Source organism: Acinetobacter sp. ANC 3832 (assembly GCF_002135415.1).
In the GTDB taxonomy this organism is placed as follows: Bacteria; Pseudomonadota; Gammaproteobacteria; order Pseudomonadales; family Moraxellaceae; genus Acinetobacter.
Genome location: NZ_NEGJ01000007.1, coordinates 54,172 through 78,466 on the forward strand (window position 1 = coordinate 54,172; position 24,295 = coordinate 78,466).

Genomic DNA, 24,295 nt, shown 5'->3' on the forward strand with positions numbered 1-24,295 from the left:
TGCATACTGAAAAAATATTGAAATTAACCGCAATGAAAAAAATGGCTCAGTGTCTAATATTTAGCACGTTCTACCTTGTTTCTGCGAGTAGTTTTGCGAAAACAATTATGATTTTAGGTGACAGTATTAGTGCAGGTTATGGCATTGAATCACCACAACAGGCTTGGGTGAACTTATTACAACAGCGCTTAAATCAGCAATATCCAAAACAACATAAGGTTGTGAATGCCAGCGTGAGTGGTGAAACAACGAGTGGGGCTTTGGCTCGTTTACCTAAATTATTACAAATCCATCAACCCAATATTGTCGTGATTGAATTAGGTGGAAATGATGGTTTGCGAGGTCAACCACCACAAATGATTCAAAAAAACTTGGCACAAATGATTCAACAAAGCCAAAAAGCCAAAGCAACAGTACTGGTTTTTGGGATGAAAATTCCACCGAACTATGGAACTGCTTATAGTCAAGCATTTGAAAATAACTATAAAATGGTGAGTCAGCAATATAAAGTGAAACTACTTCCCTTTTTTATGCAGGGCATTGCAGGAAATAAAGCACTCATGCAAAAAGACTTGATTCATCCCAATGCAACGGCTCAAAAAATATTATTGGATAATGCTTACCCATATATTAAAGGCGCTTTATAAAGCGCCTTTAATAGGTTTTAAATCGTTTAAATTGATTTAGACTCTTTTAAATTTTTTAATAAATTCAATGCTTTGATCAAAAATCAAAAAATGTCACTTCGCCTGTTTCTAAAGAATATTCTGCGCCAACGACTTTCAATTTGCCTTGTGCAATTAAGTTTTCAAGTACTGCCGAACCATGACGTAACTGATTCACAGAAGCAAATACGTTTGAACGTACTGCATGCACTGAAAGCTTTTCTAAATCATCCTTAAGCTCTGTTTGCATTAAAATTTCAACAGAAGGACGAACCCGATTCACAATTGACATTAAATTTGCAGAGGGTTTTTGCTCAGGGTTACGTAATGCCTCAATTGTTGAGTGAATTGCTCCACAATGCGTATGACCTAAAACAATCACCAATGGACATTCAAAACTACCAGCTGCAAATTCCACGCTTCCGACTTGTGACGGTGCAACAATATTGCCTGCAACACGAATCACAAATAAATCCCCTAAACCTTGGTCAAAGACCATTTCAGCAGGAACACGTGAATCTGAACAACCTAAAACAATAGCAAATGGATCTTGATGCTCTGCCATTTCTGCACGTTGTTGATGCGTTAAAAGCTTAGTATGATTGGTTTCACCATGTACAAAACGTTGGTTACCCTTTTTTAAACGATCTAAAGCTTCTTCTGCGGTTAACATGCTCATATCCATTTGGCTGGAGAATATAGATATTTTAATCTCCCTGCTTTTGAATGTCACTGACCAAAAACAAACTCTGTTACAATTTTTGTTATTGCTTAGCCTTTACGGCATGTAAAAGCAGATTGATATATATGAATGATTGTATTTATTGATATTAATAAATACTTTGATGTTTTTAATGCTTTATTTATACTTTTAAAATAATCAAAATTGACAATAAAACATTCAATTATATAAAAAATGCAAGTCCGAACAAAATCAAATCAGGAATAATCTTTTGCCTTTTATATAATGGCTGACCGTTTTAAGGAAGATGTTGCATGACACCACTGCTCAAAAGAAAATTTCTTCAAGTTTTAATGACTATCGCCCTTAGCATATCGACATCAGGTACCTTACTTTTTAGCACGACCAGTCAGGCGGCGACAGGAACAATAGAAACTGCTGATTATTCTAAAATATTACAAGAAGAACGAGCATGGGCAGGTCTAAGCACTAAAACATTAAGAGTTGGAGATGTTGTTTGGTCTTATAGTGAAGGTGGCCAAGCCAATAAACCCACCATCTTATTAATTCATGGTTTAGCCAGTAGCCGTGATTCATGGAATCAGGTTGCGAGATCACTTACCCCTTATTATCATGTGATTATTCCTGATTTACCTTCGACGGGAAGTACTCAAGTTCCAGCTAATTTTGACCTTTCAGTGCCGAATGTGACGGAACAATTGCGCCGTTTTGTTGAAGCAGCACATATTCAAAATAATTTAAATATTGCAGGTCATTCATTGGGCGGTTCAATTGCAATGTTTTATGCATCACAATACCCTTTTGATACTCAAAGTTTAGCACTCATCAGCACAGGTGGACTTTTCCAAAGTAATAATACCAATTACTTAAAAAATCCTGTTTATCTGAAACAACTGATTGTTTCACAAGCGGGTGACTTAGATTTCGTTTATCGAAAAGTCATGTATAACCCACCGTTTATTCCAAGCATTATAAAAAAAGAACAAGAAAGGCTTTTAATTTCTCAAGCTCAAGAAACATCTAAGATTATCAATCAATTAAATGAGCTAAATAAGCTTTATACGCCGCAATCTTTTGCTAAAATGATTCGTAATATTGAAGCACCGACTTTAATTATTTGGGGTAAGCAAGATCAGATTGTGAACGTTGAAGTTGCACAAGAGTTAAAATCGACTTTAAAACATGCTGAAACACCTGTTATTTTGAATAATGTGGGTCATGTACCTATTTTAGAAGCGCCTGAACGTGTGGTTGAAAGTTACTTAGCATTTTTAAATCAAACTCAACTTCAAAAAAACTCGCTATCTGATCAGAAAAGCAATAAATAGAGAAATTGATTATGAGCATGCCATATATAGAACAGCTGATTGAAGCTCATTTAGAGTTTTTAGATGAAGAGTTTTCTCAATCTAAAACCATTCAAACTGAATTTTTGCAGTTTTATCATTGGTTCAGAAAACAAAGTTTGCAAGATATTTGGAGTTTTGAGCAAATCAATCATTTGATTCAAAAGCAAAGTTTAGCAACACCTGCAAGCCATTTTTTGATTGAGCAAATTGCTGAACATATTCGTTTTGCACTGATTCACCCTGTTAATGATGATACGAAAATTGAAGATATTATTCCTGTTACCACTATTGATAAAATTGCATTATACGTAGCGAGTAAAAGTGCTCATCGCCAAGCTTTAATTAAACAAATTGTAAATAATCCTTCTTTTTCAACAATGCTGACGCAACTGATTCATCATTCTATTCAAGATTATATTGATAACTCTGTGATGAATAAAAAAGTGCTTGGCGTCGGACGCTTTATGAAAATGGGGAAATCTGTTTTAGAATCCGTTACAGATACTAATCTTGATGATACCGTCAAACACTATTTACAGAAAAATATCATTAAAATTAGTCAATTAAGTGAACAAGTTTTAAACCAGCAGTTTGATGATAATAAGCTCTACCACTTTCAAGCCAATTTATGGCATAAAATTAAGAAAGTGCCACTTTCAACCTTACGTAATTATGTCGAAGTAAAAGATTTACCTAAAACTGTCGGCTTAGGTCATGAGGTTTGGGAGCATCTTCGTCAAACTGATTATTTAAAAAAACAAGTACATGACGGCGTATATGCTTGGTACGTTCGTAATCAAGAACGTAATTTTGATTTACTCTTACGTGATTTAAATATTGATGAGACATTGGTTCAAAATGAGTTACAGGCACTACTTGAGCCAGTCATTAAAAATATGCTCTCTTCTCAACATTTAAAAACTAGAGCTCGCTATTATTTAGAAAAATTCTATTATTCTGAAAAAGCTCAAGCTGTGTTTACGCAAATAGAAAAAGGCGTTTAAAGCGCCTTTCTTTAGTATTAAAAGTAACAATACATTTAATTTCTAAAATTAAAACTTATACGTCATTCCCACAAATGCAGCTTGCCCTTCTAAATAATAACTTGAAGTGCTTCTTGCCAATTTTTTATTCAATATATTATTAATACCAGCACGTACCACCATAGATTCATTAATATTATAGTTGGTTGCAATACCAAAAATTGTATGCGCTTTCTGCAAAGTTGTATCTTTTGTGACGTCAGTTGTGAATTGTTTTCCAGTATATTCAGCCAATAAATTGATCGCCCATGGCTCTGAGATTTGAAAATTTAGTGACGATGTCGCAGTTAACTCAGGTGTATTAATTAATGCCGCACCAGTGTCTAAGTTTTTAGCTTCTAAGAAATAAGTCGCTGTATTTGTCCATGTTAAACGCTCATGTAGTGGCAAAGTAGCACTAAACTCTAGACCTTCTGTTCTCGCTTTTTGAACATTCTGTAATTGAGTCCACCACACACCATTAAATTGACCAAGTGCATAATAATCAATTTTATTTTCAAAATCAGTATAGAAGTAAGTTAGATTAATATTAGTATCATAACCTGTATAAGTTACACCTATTTCATAATTGGTCGTTTCTTCAGGCTTTAAATTAGCATTACCTGCCATGTAACATGAACCAGTCGTATAAGTATTTTTAGAACCATCTTTAGGATCTATCCAAACTTTTCCTTTTAAGCTATTACAACCATTACCACCAGACTGAGTTGCTGCTCCTGCTGTACTTTCTTTAATTGTTGGTGCACGAAAACCACTTGCTATACCACCTTTAATCGCCCAATCATCCGATGGTAAATAAACTAAATAAGCACGTGGACTATTGTGATCACCAAATTTATCATCATGATCAAATCTATTTCCTAATGTAAGTTTAACTTTTTCAGTTAACTCTAAAGTATCTTCAAGGAAAAGTGCCCAAGTAGAACCATCCAACTTTGAAGTACCTGTATAATTAGAACCGTCATAACTCGGTACTAAATTACCATTAGCATCTTTAATTGGTGTTCCAATAGTATTCGTATTATTCAGTTCTGAACGGCGCCATTGACCACCAAAACTTAATTGATTTGGAATCCATAATTTAAATGGAATACTCACTTGTCCTTCAACAACACTTTCATTTGACTCTGCTGTCAAACCTTCTCCTGACTGGTCATAGTCATTATAATATGCTGATAATTTTGAGTTAATGTCCTTACCCCAATTTCCATCCCAAGAAGCAGTATAACCATGTGTTTCTAATTTATCTGAACCCCAGTTTAATGATGTATTTGTTCCTGTTGTTGCCCCTGTACCCGCATTTATCGTTGTAATACCTTCCGCTTTTAAATTTTTTTCAACACCATAACGTGCCTCTAAGGATAAATCATGCTGATCATTTAGTTTGAAATTTACTTGTGTGCCAAAATTACTGTTCACATAACCTGATGCACCATTAACCTGATTCAAATCAGCATCACCACCGCGCGGTGGTGAAAAGACCGTATAATTTCGATCAGCTTCACGCCTAATCTGGCTAGCATTTAATCTTAAACCTACATTGTCACTTATAGGTCCGCTAATCATTGCACCTATTTGAAATGTCCTCCCTCGATCACCCGAAGTCGTGGGCTGAGTATAATTATATGTTGCACTCCCGCCCCAATGATCTGGAATTTTCTTTGTAATAATATTAATTACTCCCCCCATAGCATCTGAACCGTAGAGCGATGACATTGGACCTCTAACGACTTCAATACGTTCAATCATATCTGGAGTAATCCAATTTAAATCTTGACGGCCTAAATCTGGTCGATAATTTGTATCTCGTGATGAACCTATGCGTTTTCCGTCAATTAAAATAAGCGTGTAATTGTCAGGTAAACCACGCAATTTTATTTTAGACCCATCACCATTGGTGCTTAAACCGCCTGTGACTCCTGGGATTCTTTTTAATAGATCAGCCAAACTAGCAACGGGTCTTTTCTCTATTTCTTCTGCAGTAATTACAGAAATAGAAGCTGGTGCTTCTCTTACATCCACAGCTTGACTACTTGCAGTTACAACAAGCGTATCCAATTTAGTTGGTGTGGTTGTAAATGGCTGCATATCAGTAGAAATACTGGTTGATGCAGCATGCCCCAACATGCTTACAAAAATTGTAGATGCTAATAATGATTTAGAAAAATGATGTTTCATTATCTTAGTGCCTAAATTATGAATGAATTATGAAGATTTTCGAACAAGATCTTACATAAAACCCCCACTTAATGCAAATGATTATCATTATGTTTAACAAAAAAGGCGCTTAATGCGCCTTTCTTTTATCTTAACTATGTATTAGAACGAATATTTTAAAGAAGCATAATACGCTCGACCAGGTTCATTATATGTTTGGTTCGCAGACGTATCTCGTAATATTTGCTCATCAAACAAGTTACTTACACCTAAACGACCACTCATCTGATCATTAAATTTATAACCAAAATTAATACCTGCAACACTATAACTCTTCACACTTTCAGTATTTAAAGTTGTATTACGTGTTTCAGCAAATTGACGTGGTTTTTGACGACCATATTGTGTGTATACAAAATTCGCATCTAAACGATCTGTAATATCATAATTAAAGATCGAATTAATGGTGTAATTCGGTACTAATGAAAGTGGATTACCCGTACTTTTATTGACTGAATCAATCATATAAGTGAAATTATTGGTCCAATTGATATTACCAAAATCTAAACTTACACTGCCCTCAACCCCTTGTACCAAGGCTTTAGGAATATTGACCCATTCCAATAAATGATAAGTGGTTCCACCGACAATAGTCGTACCAACAACTTCATCACCAGAAGTAATTTTGTCTTCGTAATCATTACGGAACCAAGCTAAACTTGCATTCACATTGTCTTTTTCAAATTGAATACCCAATTCTTTATTAATTGATGTTTCAGGTTTTAAATTTGGGTTGCCAATTAAATAACAACTTCCTGATGCTGTCGCTGTGCTATCAGGACATCCATTACCACGGGTAAAGAGTAAGTAGCCATCCGCATTTTGGTACATATTCGGTGCTTTATACGCCTTCGCAATCCCACCTTTTAAAGTAAAGTAATCGCCTAATTTCTGGGTAATATTAAAACTTGGGCTCCAGTTCGAACCAGATTTTGAATGATCATCAAAACGTAGACCTAAAACAACATCGGTCGAATCCGTCACCTTAATATTGTCTTCTAAATATGCTGAAGCAATACGTGAACTCATACTGGTTCGATCTGATGGTAAATCAACTAAACCTGAGCTATCTGCCTGCGTTGTATTTGCTGTATCAGTAAAATCATCTTCAACCCATTCTGCACCAATGGTCAGGGATTGAGCTCTCACAAAATCAAAAGGAATTGTTGCTTCGGCATTAAAACGTAATGTTTCTAAATTAGATGTTGGACGATCATCCGCAGAACTAATACTACCTTCAGGTCCTCCTGCAAGTGCTTCTTTTAAACGTTTATTCTTCGTTTTATCGTATTGAGCAACGAGTTTACTGTCTCCCCAACCCCATTTACCTTCATGGGTTAAAGCATAACTATCTCGATACATCACATTGGTTTCTGTACCCAATAAACTATTAAGCAGTATCGTTTTATCATCGGTAGCTTCACCATTCGATGCATCATAGTTACTGTTTTGAGTATCCCCAGTATATTCATTGCCTTGACGACCTGATGACACATCTAAGAGTAAAACTTGCTGATCTGTCATTTGCCATGCTAAACGTCCAGCAATATCTTTATTCTCAACACCTTCACGCGCTGCTGCACGTGAACCATTGACTAAAGGATTAATATCCGCTGCATCTGAATCTGTCTTATTAAAATTACCAAACAGACGATACGACAAAACATCTTTAGCAATTGGACCACTTAGATTAAAACCAACTCGGCTTGAAGCGCCTTCTTTTGAGTTTTCAGGCTGACTGGTATAAAGCTCAACTGAACCATGAACTTCATTGGTCACTTTTTTTGTTTTAATATTTACAACACCACCCATTGCACCCGAACCATATCGAGCTGCCGCTGGACCGCGGAGTACTTCTATTGACTCAATTGCATCCGCAGGTACCCAATTCGTATCGCCACGTGTATCACGCTCTCCACGCCAACCGAATCGAACTGAATTTCGTGAATTTACAGGTTTGCCATCAATCAAAATAAGTGTGTTTTCGGGTCCCATACCACGAATATCAATCTGACGATTATTACCACGTTGTCCTGTTGCACTATTCCCTGTCAAGTTCACACCAGGCATACGACGTAAATATTCTGAAATATCATTTGCAACAGGTAATTTGTCTAAATCCTCTTCCGTAATAATGGATGCACCCAATGATTGCTTCAATTGTTCTTCTGCAGTCATGACCATTGTTTGTAACTTTACTGGATCTTGATTAATGGCTGTATTTTCACTTGAATTTTCTTGTGAATTTGCAGCTTGAGTTACCCCTAACATCAAGGTGAATACAGAAAGTGATAACACTGATTGGATGATACGATTTGACATTCTGGTAGTCCAAAGTGGCTAAGTTATGAATAAATATGGAAGATTTATTTACACAGTGTAACAAATATAAATACTATTGCAATTAGTGTTGATAATAATTCTCATTAGAATTTATCATTTTAATCTAAAAATATTCAAATAAACTGATCTTTCTTCTTATTATTTAAGGATTTTTTAAGCTAAATTTAATTTTAATAATTTTTTTATTTTGATTTTTTTTAATCAATATTTACATTCTCACATAAAAAAACCTCCAATCCAGGAGGTTTTTTGATTACAGAGTGAATACTTATTTAAAGTATGCACCTTCAGCCTGACTATGGTCAGTCTGATCAACCACACGACCTAATTCAGGAATGTGTTGTTTCAAAGTGGTTTCAACACCTTGTTTCAAAGTCACGTCAATCGCTGAACAACCTTGGCAACCACCACCAAATTTAAGGACTGCAGTTAAGCCATGTTCTTCATCTTGTTCCACTTCAACAAGAGCACAGTTACCGCCATGTCCTGCTAAACCGGGATTAATTTCTGCTTGAAGAATGTAAGTAATACGTTCTTCAATAGATGCATCTGGTCCAACACGTGGCACTTTAGAATTAGGGGCACGGAAAGTTAGCTGACCACCAAAGCGATCTTTATTGTAATCAATCACAGCATCTTTTAAGTAAGGAATAGATGGTGCATCGATATAAGCGGCAAAATCTGGATAATCTTGTTTGTAATCTGTTGGAATAACTTCTTCAGGGGCACTATATGCCATACAACATTCAGCACGCGGCGTTCCTGCATTTTCCACAAAAATACGTACAGCAATGCCAGGAGTATTTTGTTTTGAAAGCAAATCAAATAAATACTCTTGTCCAGTTGGTGTAATCAATAAATTTGGAATTTCATCTGCAACTGCAGTGTTGATGTTCTCAGTCGACATATCATTATCCTCAAGCTGAAGTTGCTATTTTAACTGAAGATGAGGGGCTTTGAGTAAAAATCAACTAAAATTGTCGGAATTAATAAAAAAGTTCATTCTTTATGCAAAATAATGGCATGATGTCTCATCATTTTTGCTTTTTTATTAAGGCTTTTTATGCTGGGTTTACCTTTTAATCATACTGTTAGTATTATAATTATTACTGTCATCATCTCCTTAATTGCGTTTAGTAATCGAAAGTTAATGGATCGTCTTATCTTTTGGCCACCTGCAATTACACAACGTAGCCAATACGATCGATTTATTACGCATGGATTTATTCATGCTGATGGTACGCACCTACTCTTCAATATGATCACCCTATTTTTCTTTGGTAGTGTCATTGAAAGTTTTTATCGCCAATACCTTTTTGATATGGGCTTCATTTTGTTCTATTTAGGCGGTTTAATTGTCGCTATTTTACCGAGTTATTTAAAACATAAAAATGATACGCATTGGGCAAGTTTAGGTGCTTCAGGTGCAGTTTCTGCTGTGCTTTTCGCCTACATTTTATTTCAACCGTGGAAGCTTATTTTCGTCTTTTTCATTCCCGTTCCTGCCATTATTTTTGCAGTGTTATATGTTGGTTATAGCATTTGGTCAGGTAAAAAGAACAATAGTAATGTAAATCATAGTGCTCATCTTTGGGGAGCTGCTTATGGTGTTATTATGACCATCATTATTGAACCTCGTATGCTGCCTCATTTCTTACAGCAACTGAGCCAATTACCCTTTTAAATAAAGCATACTCAACAATTCACCTCAAAAAGAAAAGTTTAAATTAAACTTTTCTTTTTATTCATTTTTAATATACGAATATAAAAATAAATACTCAGTAAAAATTATGTATAAGAATGCTGATTTAATTATTTATTTATATAAAAATGATCTTTTAATCTAAGACAAAATTTCGAATTAGATCATTTACATGAAAAGAAAAAACCTAGTGACCGCTATTTCTATCGCACTCTTTAGTTTCTATTTAACTGGGTGTAACGACAGTGATTCTCAAGAAAGTAATACTCAAGTTTTAGAACCACAAAAACCAAATGTCCTTTTTATTATGGCTGATGATTTAGGTTACTCGGACTTAGGGGCTTTTGGAGGTGAAATTCATACGCCTAATTTAGATGCGTTAACCAATGAAGGTCGTATATTAACTGATTACCATACAGCACCAACTTGCTCTCCTACACGCTCCCAACTCCTTTCAGGAACAGACCATCATCAAGCTGGAATTGGCTCAATGGCTGAACTTATACCCGCACACCTCAAAGGGCAACCGGGATATGAAGGCTATTTAAACAACCGTTCGCTTTCTCTTGCTGAAGTACTGCATGATAATGGCTACAGAACTTATATTAGTGGTAAATGGCATCTCGGTTTAACCCCTGAAACTAATGCGCATGTAAAAGGTTTTGGTCATTCTTTTACACTATTACAAGGCTTTGATTTACATTATAAACAAGCACCAATCGGCTATAAACGTAATGCAACTTATACCGAAGATGGTCAAGACGTTCCAATTGCAAAATTACCTGATGATTATTTTTCTACCAACTATTACACCGATAAATTATTACAATATTTAGACAGCGATAAAAACTCTAAACAACCCTTCTTTGCTTATGCTGCATATACTGCCCCACATTGGCCGATACAGGCTCCAAAGGCTTTTAGTGACAGATACAAAGGCGTTTATGATGTTGGATACGATACGATTCGTGAAGCACGCTTAGCAAAACAAAAACAACTGGGAATCATACCGAATAATTTTTCGGCTGCTATTCCTATTGATAGTCAAAATGCCCCTGCTCAATCAGGAAAATGGAATGAATTAACAGCCGAGCAAAAAGCTATTGAAGCCCGAAAAATGGAAATTTATGCTGGTATGGTTGAAAATTTAGATTATAACATTGGTCGAATTATTCAGCATTTAAAAGCCACTGGTCAATATGAAAATACTTTAATCTTTTTTGTTTCTGATAATGGTGCAGAAGGCTCTGCTGGTAGCGCTAATGCAGAGGCTCAAGTCGATAACTCACTGAATGGTCTAGGTACAGAAAACTCCTACACATTCATTGGCCCACGTTGGGCAGAAGTCAGTACAACCCCCTTCCACTTATGGAAAGGAACCGCAGGTGAAGGAGGTACGACAGCTCCTGCTATTGTGAAACTTCCAAATCAAAAAGGTTCAGAAGCTAAATATCATGGATTTGCATCTGTTTTAGATATACTTCCAACCGTACTTGAATATGCAAATATTGCTGTACCCAAAGATCAATATAAAGGGCGTCAGATTAATAATCCTACTGGCTACTCATGGAAACCGACACTCGAAAATAAAAGTAAAACCATTCGGCCTGTCGATTTCAGCTTTGCAGATGAACTTCATGGTAATAAATATGCCAAACAAGGAGATTGGAAAATTGCCTTACAAGCGAATGCAAATTTAGGCACAGGTAAATGGGAACTTTATAATATTAAAGATGATCGCGGTGAAAGAAATAATTTAGCAGATGTCTATCCTGATCAAGTAAGTAAACTCGCCGAAGTCTATAAAAAATATACGCAACAAAATGGTGTCTTGGAATATAAACAATGAGATTGAAAAATATCTTATGGATGAGTTGCAGCTTGCTTATCGCAGGCTGTCACTTCTCAAACGCCAAGCCAGAAAATGTGCAATTCAATGAATTAAAACTTGGTAACATTCAAAATTGCAAAAAGTATTCAGGGCTTCCAGAAAACTGGTTAAAAGACAAACATGCGGGTATGGTGTGGATTCCATCAGGTTCATTCAATTTGGGTTCAGACCTTGCTTATCCAGATGAAATTAACTTTGGCAAAAAACAAAGATCTGTACAAGGCTTTTGGATAGACCAAACTGAAGTCACTATTGCGCAATTTCAAAAATTTGTTGAAGCCACACATTATATTACTGATGCAGAAAAGCAAAATGAAGCCGCTGTTTTTAGCCCTGATATTAAGAATCCTCAACAATGGTGGCAATTAAAATCAGGTTATACATGGAAGTCACCTTATGGGCGAAATGGACAACACCTTAATCTTGCTGAACCAGTACGGTACGTGACAAAAAATGATGCTGAACATTATGCCGTCTGGTTAAACCATCAATTGCCTTCGGAATTAGAATGGGAATATGCCGCAAAGGCCAATACTCAGCATGATGTTGCAATGCATGATGAGCCTAAAAATGCAGATCATCCAGTCGCAAATTATTGGCAGGGTGAGTTTCCTTTTCAAAATTTAAATCAAGATCAATTTAAAGATGTTGCACCCGTTGGGTGCTTTCCAGCCAATTCATTCAAACTTTACGACATGATTGGGAATGTTTGGGAATGGACAACTTCGCCATACACTGGTGCACATGATCAGCATATGGGAGATTATCAACATTTACGTCATCAACCTATTCAGGCTCAAACCTTTGTTATAAAAGGCGGTTCATTTTTATGTGCCAATAATTATTGTGCAAGATTTAGAACAAGTAGTCGTCATCCTCAAGAGCTTGATTTAGCGACATCACATGTGGGATTTAGAACAATTTCTAAAAATTAATACTAAGGCTAAAAACTGAGATGTGCATTTTGACGTGCTATAAACATTCAGTATCATTATTGCTTTCTCTTTATTTTTCTCCTCCAAAGTTAAATAAAGAGGCTTGATTCACAATATTCATTCTCAATTTAAAACATCCTTAAACAAAATGATTCAATTTTGGAAGTTAATGCCAACCCAAAGCTTAACTTGGCATAGATAATGTATACATCTGTATATTAATGCAAAAATAAAACGAGAGATTTCGCATGTCCAATTCATTAGATGGTTTACAATTCCTTATCGATCCTACAACAGGAAAGCCCAGTACGTCCACGATTGGCAAAGAAATCATCTCAGAAGCTTTATCCATTGTTGATCATCAAAGCTCTCAGCAAGCATTAGAAGAAAAGAACTGGCGTAAAAATTATCCTCGTTATTTTAAAGCGCTTGTAACTCAAGGTATTCGTTCAGTCAACAACCCCATTACCATTGCTAAACAAGGCTTACACAAAGCACAAAATAGTTTTGAGTTTTATCGTGAAGGACAAAAGTATTTATTAAAAGATGTGATGGAGCTTTCTGGAATTGCAAAGCTCTATAGCATTAAAGTACAAGGGCAAAGTCAGGCTGAACCTGAATGGTATGTTCCCTATCATGGGCAAAAACTTCAAGGTCAATCACTGCTTAATCAAATTCAAAAATGGCAAGATACGGGTATTATTGAACCCAGTCATGCGCAGGCTTTACGTGAGGTCAATGCGCATCCCGAATGGTTTGATTTATCAGATCGTACAATGGTGCTATTTGGCGCAGGTTCAGAAGCAGGACCGCTCACATGGTTAGCTAAATGGAAAGCCAATATTGTGGCAATTGACTTAGCCAATGAAAAGGTTTGGGAAAGAATTTTAAATACAGTACAACAAGGCAATGCCACTTTATATGCGCCTTGTCTGGAAAACTTAGCTGAAGACACTCCCATTGAGATTTTAAAAACTAAACTCGGTGCAAATCTACTCACTCAAATTCCAGAAATTACACATTGGCTTGCTCAGAATCCACATAAACTAGATTTGGCTGCAATTGCCTATTTAGATGGTGAAAAGCATGTGCGTGTATCCGTAGCAATGGACAGTATTATGAGTTATATCAGTGCGCAAAAACCTGATTCTTCTCTCATGTATATGTGTACTCCAACCGATGTTTATGCTGTACCCAAAGAAGTCATTGAAGGATCAACTGAAAAATTTCAACAGCGGTCAAAAGTTGAAAAGCTTTTAAGTAAAGGTATTTCAACAATATCCATGAGGCAATTTTTTAAAGACAATAACCAAAAACTGATCAGTTCTGATAATGGTCAAGCATATGGTATTGCAGATTGTCTTGTGGTTGAACAAGGACCGAATTACGCCTTAGCAAAACGAATTCAACAATGGCGTGCGACTTTAGCTCGTCATCAAGGTCAACGTGTCAGTATCAATATTGCACCCTCAACCACTACCCATTCTGTAACCAAGAATCCATTACTCAAAGCTGCATTTAATGGTGCAAATTTATTTGATGTCGAGGCATTTAAACCTGAAACTACCAATGCGATTATGGCGGCATTATGGGTGCACGATTTACGTAATCCAAAATCAGTGGCAAACCCTGAAACCACAATGAATCATCCTTTAGAGCTGATGATGGAAGGTGCGAATCATGGAGGCTTATGGCGTGTTGCTTATTTAGCACGTACTGCCCTGCCTTTTGCTGCTATTTATGGTTTTGCGACAGATAAATTGCCTTTGCATAAAATACTGAAAAAGTAACAGTTTGCTTTCAGTGAAAAGCCAGTGAATGATTCACTGGCTTTTTATAATTTTGACAAATTTTAATTCAATCAATATCAGATCTCTTGCATAAGTCAGATTTTAATCAATATTTGTACATAATGGATGTCCCCCCTCTTCTTTTTAAAGAGAGGGTTAGGGAGAGGATAATTTTTTTGATTCACCCTCATTCTAACCTTCTCCCAAAGGGAGAAGGAACATTCAATCTTAACCAAATATCATTTTCACTTATAAAATTTTGTTTATTTCTCTACTTTATCCCTAGGTCTATTGATATTTAAATCCCTAAAGATAAGTATTTTTGCATCTCATCTTGAGGAACCATACCTCCACCTGTTGCCCAAACAATATGGGTCGCTTGAGCCAATTGTCTCATTGAAATCTGATGGAGTTCCAAGTATTCAGGTTGATTGTGTATATGAATAGGTCCCATCATTCCTGCAACGGCTGAAGGTTCTAATTGAATATTTTCAGTTTGGTTCAATAAAGCAATTAAATTGAATAAGCGTTGATCATCAATACTATAATAAGCATCGATGAGCTTTTCCATTGCCCGCCCAACAAAACCTGATGGTCGTCCTACAGCTAAACCATCTGCTACCGTTTTATTATCAATCCCAATATCATTCACAGCAATCTGATCATGTAAACCTGTATAAATACCCAACAACATACATGGCGAATGCGTTGGCTCGGCAAAAATACAATGTACATGCTCACCAAAAGCCAACTTCAAACCAAATGTAACACCACCCGGTCCACCACCAACTCCACAAGGTAAATAAACAAAAAGTGGATGATCAGCATCAACTTGGACCTGTTGTTCAATCAATTGCTGTTTAAGTCTTAAACCTGCAACGGCATAACCTAAAAATAAGGTTGTAGAGTTTTCATCATCAATAAAAAAACAATTCGGATCTTGCTCTGCAACTTTGCGCCCTTCTTCAACCGCAACACCATAATCACTCGCATATTCGACAACATTAACACCTAATGCACGTAGTTTGTCTTTCTTCCATTGTCGTGCATCCGCAGACATATGAACGCTGACACGAAAACCCAGTTGAGCACTCATAATCCCAATCGACAGTCCAAGATTTCCCGTTGAACCCACTGCAATTTGGTAATCTTGAAAAAACTCACGTGCCTTATCAGAATCCAATTGACGATAATCATCATCCAACTTCAAAATGCCTGCTTGTAAGGCTAGTTTTTCTGCATGTGCAAGAACTTCGTAGATGCCACCGCGCGCTTTAATCGAGCCAGAAATAGGCAAATGACTGTCTTTTTTTAAGTACCATGCACCACTTTGTTCTCGTTGTAATGGTTCAGATAATGTTTTTTGCATTGTTGGAATATGAACCAATTCTGATTCAATTTTTCCGAATGTACGCCGTGTTTCTGGAAATACCTGTGCCAGATAAGGAGCAAAACGACTAAGACGTGCTTCTGCATCTTCCACATCTTGTAAAGTTAAGCCGACTTGAGCCAATCCAACATCAATTGAATAACGCTCAGGTTTAAACCAAAAAATTTCTTGATAGCGTTGTAAGGACTGAATCAAAGGGTCGTGTTGTAGAGATTGCAGATTCAACGTGGTCATAAAAAGGCAGCTACATCAAATAAGAATGAATTAAGCTTACATTAACAAAAAACTTGATATTTTTATATCGTCTTAGAAAACATCTTATAACTAGTTTTAACTTTCTTTTTAGATAAAAGTTAAGGGCGTAAAAAAGGTCGCTATTGCGACCTTTTCAATACATTCTAGAAGGATTAACCAACAAATTGTAAGAACAACCAATACAATCCACCAGATAAACAAATGGTTGCAGGCAAAGTGAAAATCCATGCTGAAAGAATGGTCTTCACTGTTGCAAAATTGAGTCCTGATCTGTTCGCAACCATCGTACCCGCAACCGCACTATTCAGTACGTGTGTTGTAGATACTGGCATACCAAACCCATCCGCTGCTGCAATCGTTGTCATTGCCACCAATTCAGCAGACATACCCTGTCCATAAGTCATATGGTGTTTACCAATACGCTCACCTACAGTCACAACAATACGCTTCCAACCGACCATTGTTCCTAAACCAAGTGCCAAAGCAACCGCTACTTTTACCCATGTCGGAATATACTGTAAGAATGAATCTAAGTTCTTACGATAATCTTTCACGACTTTAGCTTGATCTTCCGTCATTTTTGGCAGTTTTTCAGCTTTATCCAAACGCTTAAATGCAGTTGTACTTAAGTACATGTCATTTCGAAGTGAAGAAACTTCTGCTTCTGGAATATCTTTCAAATTTCCATACTTACCTACACGCTCACCTAAGTGATCGGTCAAACTCGCCAAAGCAGGTACAACTTGCGGATTTAACTCTTTGGTTTGAATGTATTTTGTAATCGTATCTCGTGCTTGAGCATCCGAAATATCAGTATGGTTTGCATAAATTGCCGTCGCAGTTTGATCAGACAATTGTGAGAATGATTGTAAGTGTGTTTGATCTAAACTTTTATTTAAAGAATATGCCAAAGGTACACAACCAATCAAAATCAACATGATTAAACCCATGCCTTTCTGACCATCATTTGAACCATGTGCAAAACTGACACCTGTACAAGTGAAAATAAGAATTGCACGAATTAATGGTGGTGGTGGTTTATTGCCTTCAGGTGGCTGAAACAATTCAACTTGTTTCTTAAAAACCTTTTTAACCAACAGGAACACAATTGCAGCAAAGGCAAAACCAATTAAAGGAGAAAACAATAATGCTTTACCCACTTTAATGACTTGATCCATATCTACACCACTTGCACCACTTGAAGAGTGCAAAAGGTAGTTCATGATGCCCACACCTAAAATCGAACCGATTAAAGTGTGCGAACTTGATGCAGGAATGCCAAGGAACCAAGTGCCCAAATTCCACAGAATCGCAGCAATCAGCATGGCAAAAACCATGGCAAAACCTGCACCACTGCCGACATTCATAATTAATTCAACAGGCAGTAAAGCAATAATGCCGTATGCAACTGCACCACTGGCAACCATTACACCGAGAAAATTACAAAATCCTGCCCACATCACTGCGACTGGCGCTGGGAGAGCATTGGTATAAATCACCGTAGCCACTGCATTGGCAGTGTCATGGAAACCATTTACAAATTCAAAGCCTAAGGCAATAAACAAAGCTGTCGCTAAAAGAATGACAGAATAAAGGCTCAAAGGCGGAACGTGTGCAAGATCAGCATTGACCTGCACACCAATATAAATAAGTGTTGCAACAATGATCGTTAAAAACACCGGCATAAAATATTTCGGTGTTGGCACATGAACGTTCGTCGATTTCGTTGCTGTCGACGATTGTGCAGAATCTGAAACGGGAGGAAGATTAGAATTCATGCAGACGGTAAGAGGATGATAAAATCCCCTTATTGTTCAATTAAATTGTGACAATTATATGACAAATGTATCTTATATAAAGGGGAATTTCCGATGATTCACCTTTATCTTTGAGTGACCTTCACAGCAAAAACTTAGATAATAAATATAAAAAACAAATATTTATTAAAATTCATTATCTTCTTTGCTTACAAAATGTGACAGATCACCATGTAATAATTTTTGAAATATTTTAATCAAATAACAACTCAAAGCACTTATATGTTCATATTTTGCAATGAATTTATGACAAATTGATGAACATTTAAACAATAAACTTTAAAATTTTTAATGAATAACTTAAATGCATAAACTTTCATCGGTTTTATATTTTGTTTTTCTTTAGATGGTTGAATTTCATTAAAACGATGCTGAATTCTGCTAACATATCGCACGTTTTAAAAACCTGCTGAGAGTTTTGAATGTCTACACTTGCCACCCTAAAAGAGCTTCTTACCAAACGCATCCTGATTATTGATGGTGCTATGGGAACCATGATCCAGCGCCACAAATTAGAAGAAGCCGATTATCGTGGTGAACGTTTTGCAGATTGGGCATCTGACTTAAAAGGCAATAATGACCTTTTGGTATTGACTCAACCGCAGATTATTCAAGGCATTCATGAAGCATACCTCGATGCTGGTGCAGACATTATTGAAACCAATAGTTTTAATGGTACTCGTGTTTCAATGTCTGACTATCACATGGAAGATTTCGTCCATGAGATTAACTTCGAAGCTGCACGTATTGCCAAAGCGGCTTGTGAAAAATACTCAACACCAGACAAACCACGTTTTGTTGCGGGTGTACTCGGGCCAACATCAAGAACCTGTTCAATTTCACCGAATGTGAATGACCCTGCGTTCCGTAATATTACTTTTGATGAACTTAAAGATAATTATATTCAAGCTACACACGCCCTAATTGAAGGTGGTGCAGATATTCTATTGATTGAAACTGTATTTGATACCTTGAACTGTAAAGCTGCGATCTTTGCCGTAAAAGAAGTGTTCAATCAACTTGGTCGTGAATTACCATTGATGATTTCAGGGACGATTACTGATGCTTCGGGTCGTACTTTAACAGGTCAAACCGCAGAAGCCTTCTGGAACTCCGTGCGTCATGGTGATTTATTATCCATTGGTTTTAACTGTGCGCTGGGTGCAGATGCAATGCGTCCGCACATTAAAACGGTGTCTGATGTTGCCAATACTTTTGTATCCGCACATCCGAATGCAGGTTTACCCAATGCCTTTGGTGGCTATGACGAAACCCCTGAAGAAACAGCAGCATTTTTAAAAGAATTTGCAGAAAGTGGTCTGATTAATATTACAGGTGGTTGTTGTGGTACAACGCCTGATCATATTCGTGCCATTTATCATGCAGTCAAAGACATTAAGCCACGTCAGATTCCTGAAATTAAACCCGCTTGCCGTTTAAGTGGTTTAGAGCCGTTTAACATTGATGATAATTCACTGTTCGTAAATGTCGGTGAACGTACCAACGTGACAGGTTCAAAAAAATTCCTGCGCCTCATTCGTGAAGAAAACTTTGCTGAAGCTTTAGATGTTGCTCGTCAACAAGTTGAAAGCGGTGCGCAAATCATCGACATCAACATGGATGAAGGCATGCTCGATTCACAAGGTGCAATGGTGCACTTTTTGAATCTGATCGCTTCTGAGCCTGACATTTCACGTGTTCCAATTATGGTGGATTCATCAAAATGGGAAATCATTGAAGAAGGCTTAAAGTGCATTCAGGGCAAGCCGATTGTGAACTCCATTTCCTTAAAAGAAGGTTATGACGAGTTTGTACATAAAGCACGTTTATGTCGCCAATATGGTGCAGCCATTATTGTCATGGCGTTTGATGAAACAGGTCAGGCAGATACAGCAGCACGTAAGCGTGAAATTTGTAAGCGTTCTTATGATGTTTTGGTCAATGATGTTGGTTATCCATCTGAAGATATTATCTTTGACCCGAACGTATTTGCTGTGGCAACAGGGATTGAAGAACACAATAACTATGCCGTTGATTTCATTGAAGCAACGGGTTGGATTAAGCAAAACCTACCGAATGCCATGATTTCAGGTGGTGTGTCTAACGTATCATTCTCTTTCCGTGGAAATGAACCTGTTCGTGAAGCGATTCACTCGGTGTTTTTGTACTATGCCATTAAACAAGGCATGACCATGGGTATTGTCAACGCTGGGCAAATGGCGATTTATGATGATATTCCTAAAGAGCTGAAAGCTGCGGTTGAAGATGTTGTTCTAAATCAGAATCAAGGTGAAAGCGGTCAAGATGCCACTGAAAAACTGCTTGAAGTTGCAGAACAATACCGTGGTCAAGCAGGCGCACAAAAAGCCGTTGAAAATTTAGAGTGGCGTGAACAACCTGTCGAAAAACGCCTTGAATATGCTTTAGTCAAAGGCATTACTACCTTTATTGATGTGGATACTGAAGAAGCCCGTTTAAAATCAACACGCCCATTGGACGTGATTGAAGGTCCACTCATGGACGGCATGAACGTGGTCGGTGATTTATTCGGTTCAGGTAAAATGTTCTTACCACAGGTGGTGAAATCTGCCCGTGTGATGAAACAAGCCGTTGCTTGGTTAAACCCGTACATTGAAGCTGAAAAATCGGGTAGCCAATCTAAAGGTAAAGTATTAATGGCAACCGTTAAAGGCGACGTACATGATATTGGTAAAAATATCGTAGGCGTTGTACTGGGTTGTAATGGTTATGACATTGTTGATCTCGGTGTCATGGTCTCTGCTGAAAAGATTCTACAAACAGCGATTGATGAAAAAGTCGATATTATTGGCTTGTCAGGTTTAATCACACCGTCATTAGATGAAATGGTTTTTGTTGCTAAAGAAATGCAACGTAAAGGTTTCCATGTACCACTCATGATTGGTGGCGCGACCACATCTAAAGCACATACCGCAGTCAAAATTGATCCACAATACTCTAATGATGCTGTGATTTATGTGGCTGATGCTTCACGTGCTGTAGGCGTTGCAACCACTTTACTTTCTAAAGAAATGAAGCCTAAGTTTGTTGAAGAAACACGTGCTGAATATGAAAAAGTTCGTGAACGTATTGCCAACAAGCAACCAAAAGCCGCGAAATTGTCTTATGCTCAGTCTATTGAAAATGGTCTGAAGATTGATTGGAATAATGCGCCTGCTGTACCCAAACTGATTGGTACAGAAGTTCTGACCAATTACCCGCTTGAAACTTTAGTGCCATATTTTGACTGGACACCGTTCTTTATTTCGTGGAGTTTGGCAGGTAAATTTCCAAAAATCCTAGAAGATGAAATTGTCGGTGAAGCTGCGACTGACTTGTATAACCAAGCGCAGGAAATGCTGAAAGACATTATTCAAAATAAGCGTTTTGATGCCCGTGCTGTATTTGGTCTTTACCCTGCCAACCGTGTTGCTGCAGATTCTGTCTCTGTCTTTAGTGATGAATCACGTTCAACAGTTACGCATACGTTTGAACATATTCGTCAGCAATCAGACAAAGTTACAGGTAAACCTAACTTGTCTTTGGCAGATTTTGTGGCAACAGCAGATCAAGCTCAGGATTATTTAGGTGGTTTCACTGTTTCCATTTTTGGTGCAGAAGAAATGGCACATGAATATAAAGCCAAAGGTGATGACTACTCTGCCATTCTTGCGCAATCTTTAGGTGACCGTTTTGCCGAAGCTTTTGCGGAACATTTGCATGAGCGTATTCGTAAAGAGTTCTGGGGCTACCAAGCCAATGAAGAACTTTCAAATGAAGATTTAATTAAAGAGAAGTATGTCGGGATTCGTCCTGCACCGGGTTACCCTGCTTGTCCTGAACATTCGGAAAAAGCGACTTTGTTTAATTGGTTGGATTCAACTGCCAAGATTGGTACTGAACTGACCACGAGTTTTGCAATGTGGCCACCTTCAAGTGTGAGCGGTTTCTATTATAGTAACCCTCAGTCTGAATATTTTAACGTAGGTAAAATCTCTCAAGATCAATTGGATGATTATGCGAAACGTAAGAATTGGACAATGGATGAAGCAAAACGTTGGTTAGCACCCAATTTAGACGATTCGATTGATGCTTAAATAAATCCTGCTAACCCCCTTTTTCAAAGGGGGAACTACCCCCTCAAGTGAGGGGGTTTTTTAAACAGCTAACTCATTTTTCTTTAAAGAATGTAAACTTACCTCAGCTAAATTTGCAGCAATTTTAATAAGTCCCAAATACTTTAAGAATAATTGTGAATCTGCAAAATAATTAGGGTAAGCTTCTTTTACCCCTCCTAAAGCATTTGTAGATACTAAAGCAATTACCCAGCTTTTATTTTCTAATAAAAGTTTTTCATAATCTGCGTAGCGTTGAGTGGCTTGTAAATATTCTTCGGGTTTAAAAAACTCAAGATCAACACTACCTTTAATAGTATTCAGTCTTAAAAGCACATACCCCTTTTTAGTACTTGTTATTTTACTTTCTACACTTTCTAATAAGCTTCTATAATCAATAAAATTCTTCTCAATCGTTTTCCCAAATGAATTCGATTTTCCCAAAAAATCACGTATCTGAATACATTCTTTAATTAAAATTCTATTTTTTAAAACCTTTTCTATATATTGCTTAGTTAACTGTTCTGAATCATTTTTTATAAAAAAATCAGATTCCTCAATTATTGAAAATTGATTTGAAACATCTCTAAAAAAGTCTAAAAAATTTTGTTCACCATCATCACTTTTTAAGTTTTGCTGTGTAAATAAATCTATGATTTCTAAACTTGTTGCCCAACTATGCTGTAACCTTGTCCTTAATTGAATCTCAATTTTTCTCTTATCCCCATATTCATTAAAGAACTTTGATATTAAATGAATACCTCGATAACCATTAACTTTTGGTTTTTCGATATAGTTATCAAATTTAATTAATTTATCATTTTCATAAAAACATACCTCATTCATTAATACTTTCTGTATATTTTTAAGTTTACGTAAATCTGTGACGACAATCCTTATACCACCAATATCTTGAACATTAGTTAGTTGCATAATTTGTTGATTTTTATTTTTTGCATAATTTAATTTTTTTCGTATCGAGTCAAATCTTTTAAGCCTTTTAGCCAAGAATGCATTTTTATCAACTTTAAAAATATATCGTAATAATAATTGTTCTGCTTGTTTTAATGGTTGAACATGTGCATTTCTCCAATATGTCAAAACATTTAGTGTGTCATTTAATTTTGAATCATCTAACTCAGTTTCTAATAAAGCAATTCCTGCTCTTTTTACATCACCACTCGTATAAGGTTTTGCTTTACTCATTTTTTTCAATCAATACAATGAACTACTTATATTTTATATTTATACTTTTTAATTAACAACCATATAAAGATATTCATTTTTTCAGTTGATCCCCCCTTATAGATTACTTTTTCAAATTAATAGGTAACATGTAAAATATTGACTACCATCGCACTCAATGACTAAACTCGCAGAAGGACAGTAAAAATCCACAATGAAATTTAAAAGTGGTTTCTGCCGATAAAACTGTAATCCTAAAATTTGCTTATTACGAAGCCTTGACCAAAGTGCACGCTCAGCATTCGTCATGTTGTTTCGTAAACCACGAACATATTCCTTATTATTTTAAATAAATTCAATATCTTACATATTAAAAAAATCACTCTGCACATTAAATTTGATCACTTTTTATCTCACCAACCGTAAAATTTTACTTTTCAAAATATTCGATACTCATCACATTCAAATGATGCATCATCTCTCTAATAAAAATAAAGTACGCAAAAATATCTTGCTGATCAGCACGCACTTTTCTTTGATAAAATGCAATATGCTCAATAAAATCATTAAATGCTTTTTCTAACATTATACGATCGACCACACCATTAGACTGAAAAAATACATCATTCAACAGTAACATTCTTAAATCAGAAGTAATCGCCAATTTTTCAATGGAATAATTCAAACCGCTTGATTCAAGTAATTCTTCAATCACATCAATCATATTTTCAATAGCCAACTCATTCAGCACACCATGACGCATCGCTTGCGATTTGATAAAGTCCAAACCTTGAACAATATCAATCTGCTGACCCTCTACATCAAAATGCAGTGAGTTAGTATCCAAAGAGAATTTTAAGATTGCTAAACCCGACAT

16 protein-coding genes and 1 pseudogene are annotated in these 24,295 nt (G+C 36.5%); 8 read left to right on the plus strand and 9 right to left on the minus strand.

The genetic code is table 11. The features are described from left to right. Positions 1 to 41: 41 nt before the first annotated feature. Positions 42 to 647, plus strand: coding sequence for an arylesterase (locus B9T35_RS10855; protein ID WP_228147126.1), 606 nt, complete (start codon positions 42 to 44; stop codon positions 645 to 647). 76 nt (positions 648 to 723) lie between these two features. Here B9T35_RS10855 and B9T35_RS10860 read toward each other — a convergent pair whose 3' ends face one another. Further along, the gene (locus B9T35_RS10860) at positions 724 to 1,338 is read right to left on the minus strand and encodes a carbonic anhydrase (protein WP_086191138.1); all 615 of its coding nucleotides are present in this window, start codon (positions 1,336 to 1,338) and stop codon (positions 724 to 726) included. Between the two features lie 323 nt (positions 1,339 to 1,661). Here B9T35_RS10860 and B9T35_RS10865 point away from each other — a divergent pair, with 323 nt between their 5' ends. Both B9T35_RS10865 and B9T35_RS10870 read left to right on the plus strand, forming a co-directional pair. Continuing rightward, entirely contained in the window at positions 1,662 to 2,696 is a 1,035-nt protein-coding gene (locus B9T35_RS10865; RefSeq protein ID WP_086191139.1) for an alpha/beta fold hydrolase, read from the plus strand. Positions 2,697 to 2,707: 11 nt separating this feature from the next. Next, entirely contained in the window at positions 2,708 to 3,721 is a 1,014-nt protein-coding gene (locus B9T35_RS10870) for a hypothetical protein (RefSeq protein ID WP_086191140.1), read from the plus strand. A gap of 48 nt (positions 3,722 to 3,769) precedes the next feature. On the opposite strand, the gene B9T35_RS10875 is transcribed toward B9T35_RS10870, so the two are convergent. The 3 genes from B9T35_RS10875 to nfuA all read right to left on the minus strand — a co-directional run bounded on the left by B9T35_RS10875 (position 3,770) and on the right by nfuA (position 9,227). Beyond that, the gene (locus B9T35_RS10875; RefSeq protein WP_086191141.1) at positions 3,770 to 5,938 is read right to left on the minus strand and encodes a TonB-dependent receptor domain-containing protein; all 2,169 of its coding nucleotides are present in this window, start codon (positions 5,936 to 5,938) and stop codon (positions 3,770 to 3,772) included. Positions 5,939 to 6,079: 141 nt separating this feature from the next. Next, entirely contained in the window at positions 6,080 to 8,299 is a 2,220-nt protein-coding gene (locus B9T35_RS10880; protein ID WP_086191142.1) for a TonB-dependent siderophore receptor, read from the minus strand. Between the two features lie 289 nt (positions 8,300 to 8,588). Next, positions 8,589 to 9,227 (minus strand): Fe-S biogenesis protein NfuA, encoded by a 639-nt coding sequence (nfuA, locus tag B9T35_RS10885; protein WP_086191143.1) that lies wholly within the window; start codon positions 9,225 to 9,227, stop codon positions 8,589 to 8,591. 156 nt (positions 9,228 to 9,383) lie between these two features. Between nfuA and B9T35_RS10890 the strand changes: the two genes are divergently transcribed. From B9T35_RS10890 to B9T35_RS10905, 4 genes are all read left to right on the plus strand, one after another. Beyond that, a complete protein-coding gene (locus B9T35_RS10890; RefSeq protein ID WP_086191144.1) occupies positions 9,384 to 10,004 on the plus strand; it encodes a rhomboid family intramembrane serine protease in 621 nt (206 codons plus the stop codon). A 190-nt stretch (positions 10,005 to 10,194) separates the two neighbouring features. Beyond that, positions 10,195 to 11,871, plus strand: coding sequence for an arylsulfatase (locus B9T35_RS10895; protein WP_086191145.1), 1,677 nt, complete (start codon positions 10,195 to 10,197; stop codon positions 11,869 to 11,871). Further along, a complete protein-coding gene (locus tag B9T35_RS10900) occupies positions 11,868 to 12,848 on the plus strand; it encodes a formylglycine-generating enzyme family protein (protein WP_086191146.1) in 981 nt (326 codons plus the stop codon). Before B9T35_RS10895 ends, B9T35_RS10900 begins: the two co-directional genes overlap by 4 nt. A 248-nt stretch (positions 12,849 to 13,096) precedes the next feature. Then, a complete protein-coding gene (locus B9T35_RS10905) occupies positions 13,097 to 14,638 on the plus strand; it encodes a hypothetical protein (RefSeq protein ID WP_086191147.1) in 1,542 nt (513 codons plus the stop codon). Between the two features lie 298 nt (positions 14,639 to 14,936). Here the strand turns inward: B9T35_RS10905 and B9T35_RS10910 are convergent, their stop codons facing one another. Both B9T35_RS10910 and B9T35_RS10915 read right to left on the minus strand, forming a co-directional pair. Continuing rightward, the gene (locus B9T35_RS10910) at positions 14,937 to 16,262 is read right to left on the minus strand and encodes a D-serine ammonia-lyase (RefSeq protein WP_086191148.1); all 1,326 of its coding nucleotides are present in this window, start codon (positions 16,260 to 16,262) and stop codon (positions 14,937 to 14,939) included. Between the two features lie 173 nt (positions 16,263 to 16,435). Further along, a complete protein-coding gene (locus B9T35_RS10915) occupies positions 16,436 to 18,061 on the minus strand; it encodes an inorganic phosphate transporter (RefSeq protein WP_086191149.1) in 1,626 nt (541 codons plus the stop codon). A 461-nt stretch (positions 18,062 to 18,522) separates the two neighbouring features. On the opposite strand from B9T35_RS10915, the gene metH reads away from it, so the two are divergent. Continuing rightward, the gene (gene metH, locus B9T35_RS10920; protein ID WP_086191150.1) at positions 18,523 to 22,215 is read left to right on the plus strand and encodes a methionine synthase; all 3,693 of its coding nucleotides are present in this window, start codon (positions 18,523 to 18,525) and stop codon (positions 22,213 to 22,215) included. Positions 22,216 to 22,275: 60 nt separating this feature from the next. On the opposite strand, the gene B9T35_RS10925 is transcribed toward metH, so the two are convergent. From B9T35_RS10925 to B9T35_RS10935, 3 genes and pseudogenes are all read right to left on the minus strand, one after another. Next, complete coding sequence (locus B9T35_RS10925; RefSeq protein ID WP_086191151.1) at positions 22,276 to 23,439, minus strand: RelA/SpoT domain-containing protein; 1,164 nt, start codon at positions 23,437 to 23,439, stop codon at positions 22,276 to 22,278. Positions 23,440 to 23,568: 129 nt separating this feature from the next. Continuing rightward, positions 23,569 to 23,748 (minus strand): annotated as a pseudogene (locus B9T35_RS10930) (endonuclease domain-containing protein); the annotation flags it as partial. A 100-nt stretch (positions 23,749 to 23,848) separates the two neighbouring features. Then, a complete protein-coding gene (locus tag B9T35_RS10935; protein WP_086191153.1) occupies positions 23,849 to 24,295 on the minus strand; it encodes a hypothetical protein in 447 nt (148 codons plus the stop codon).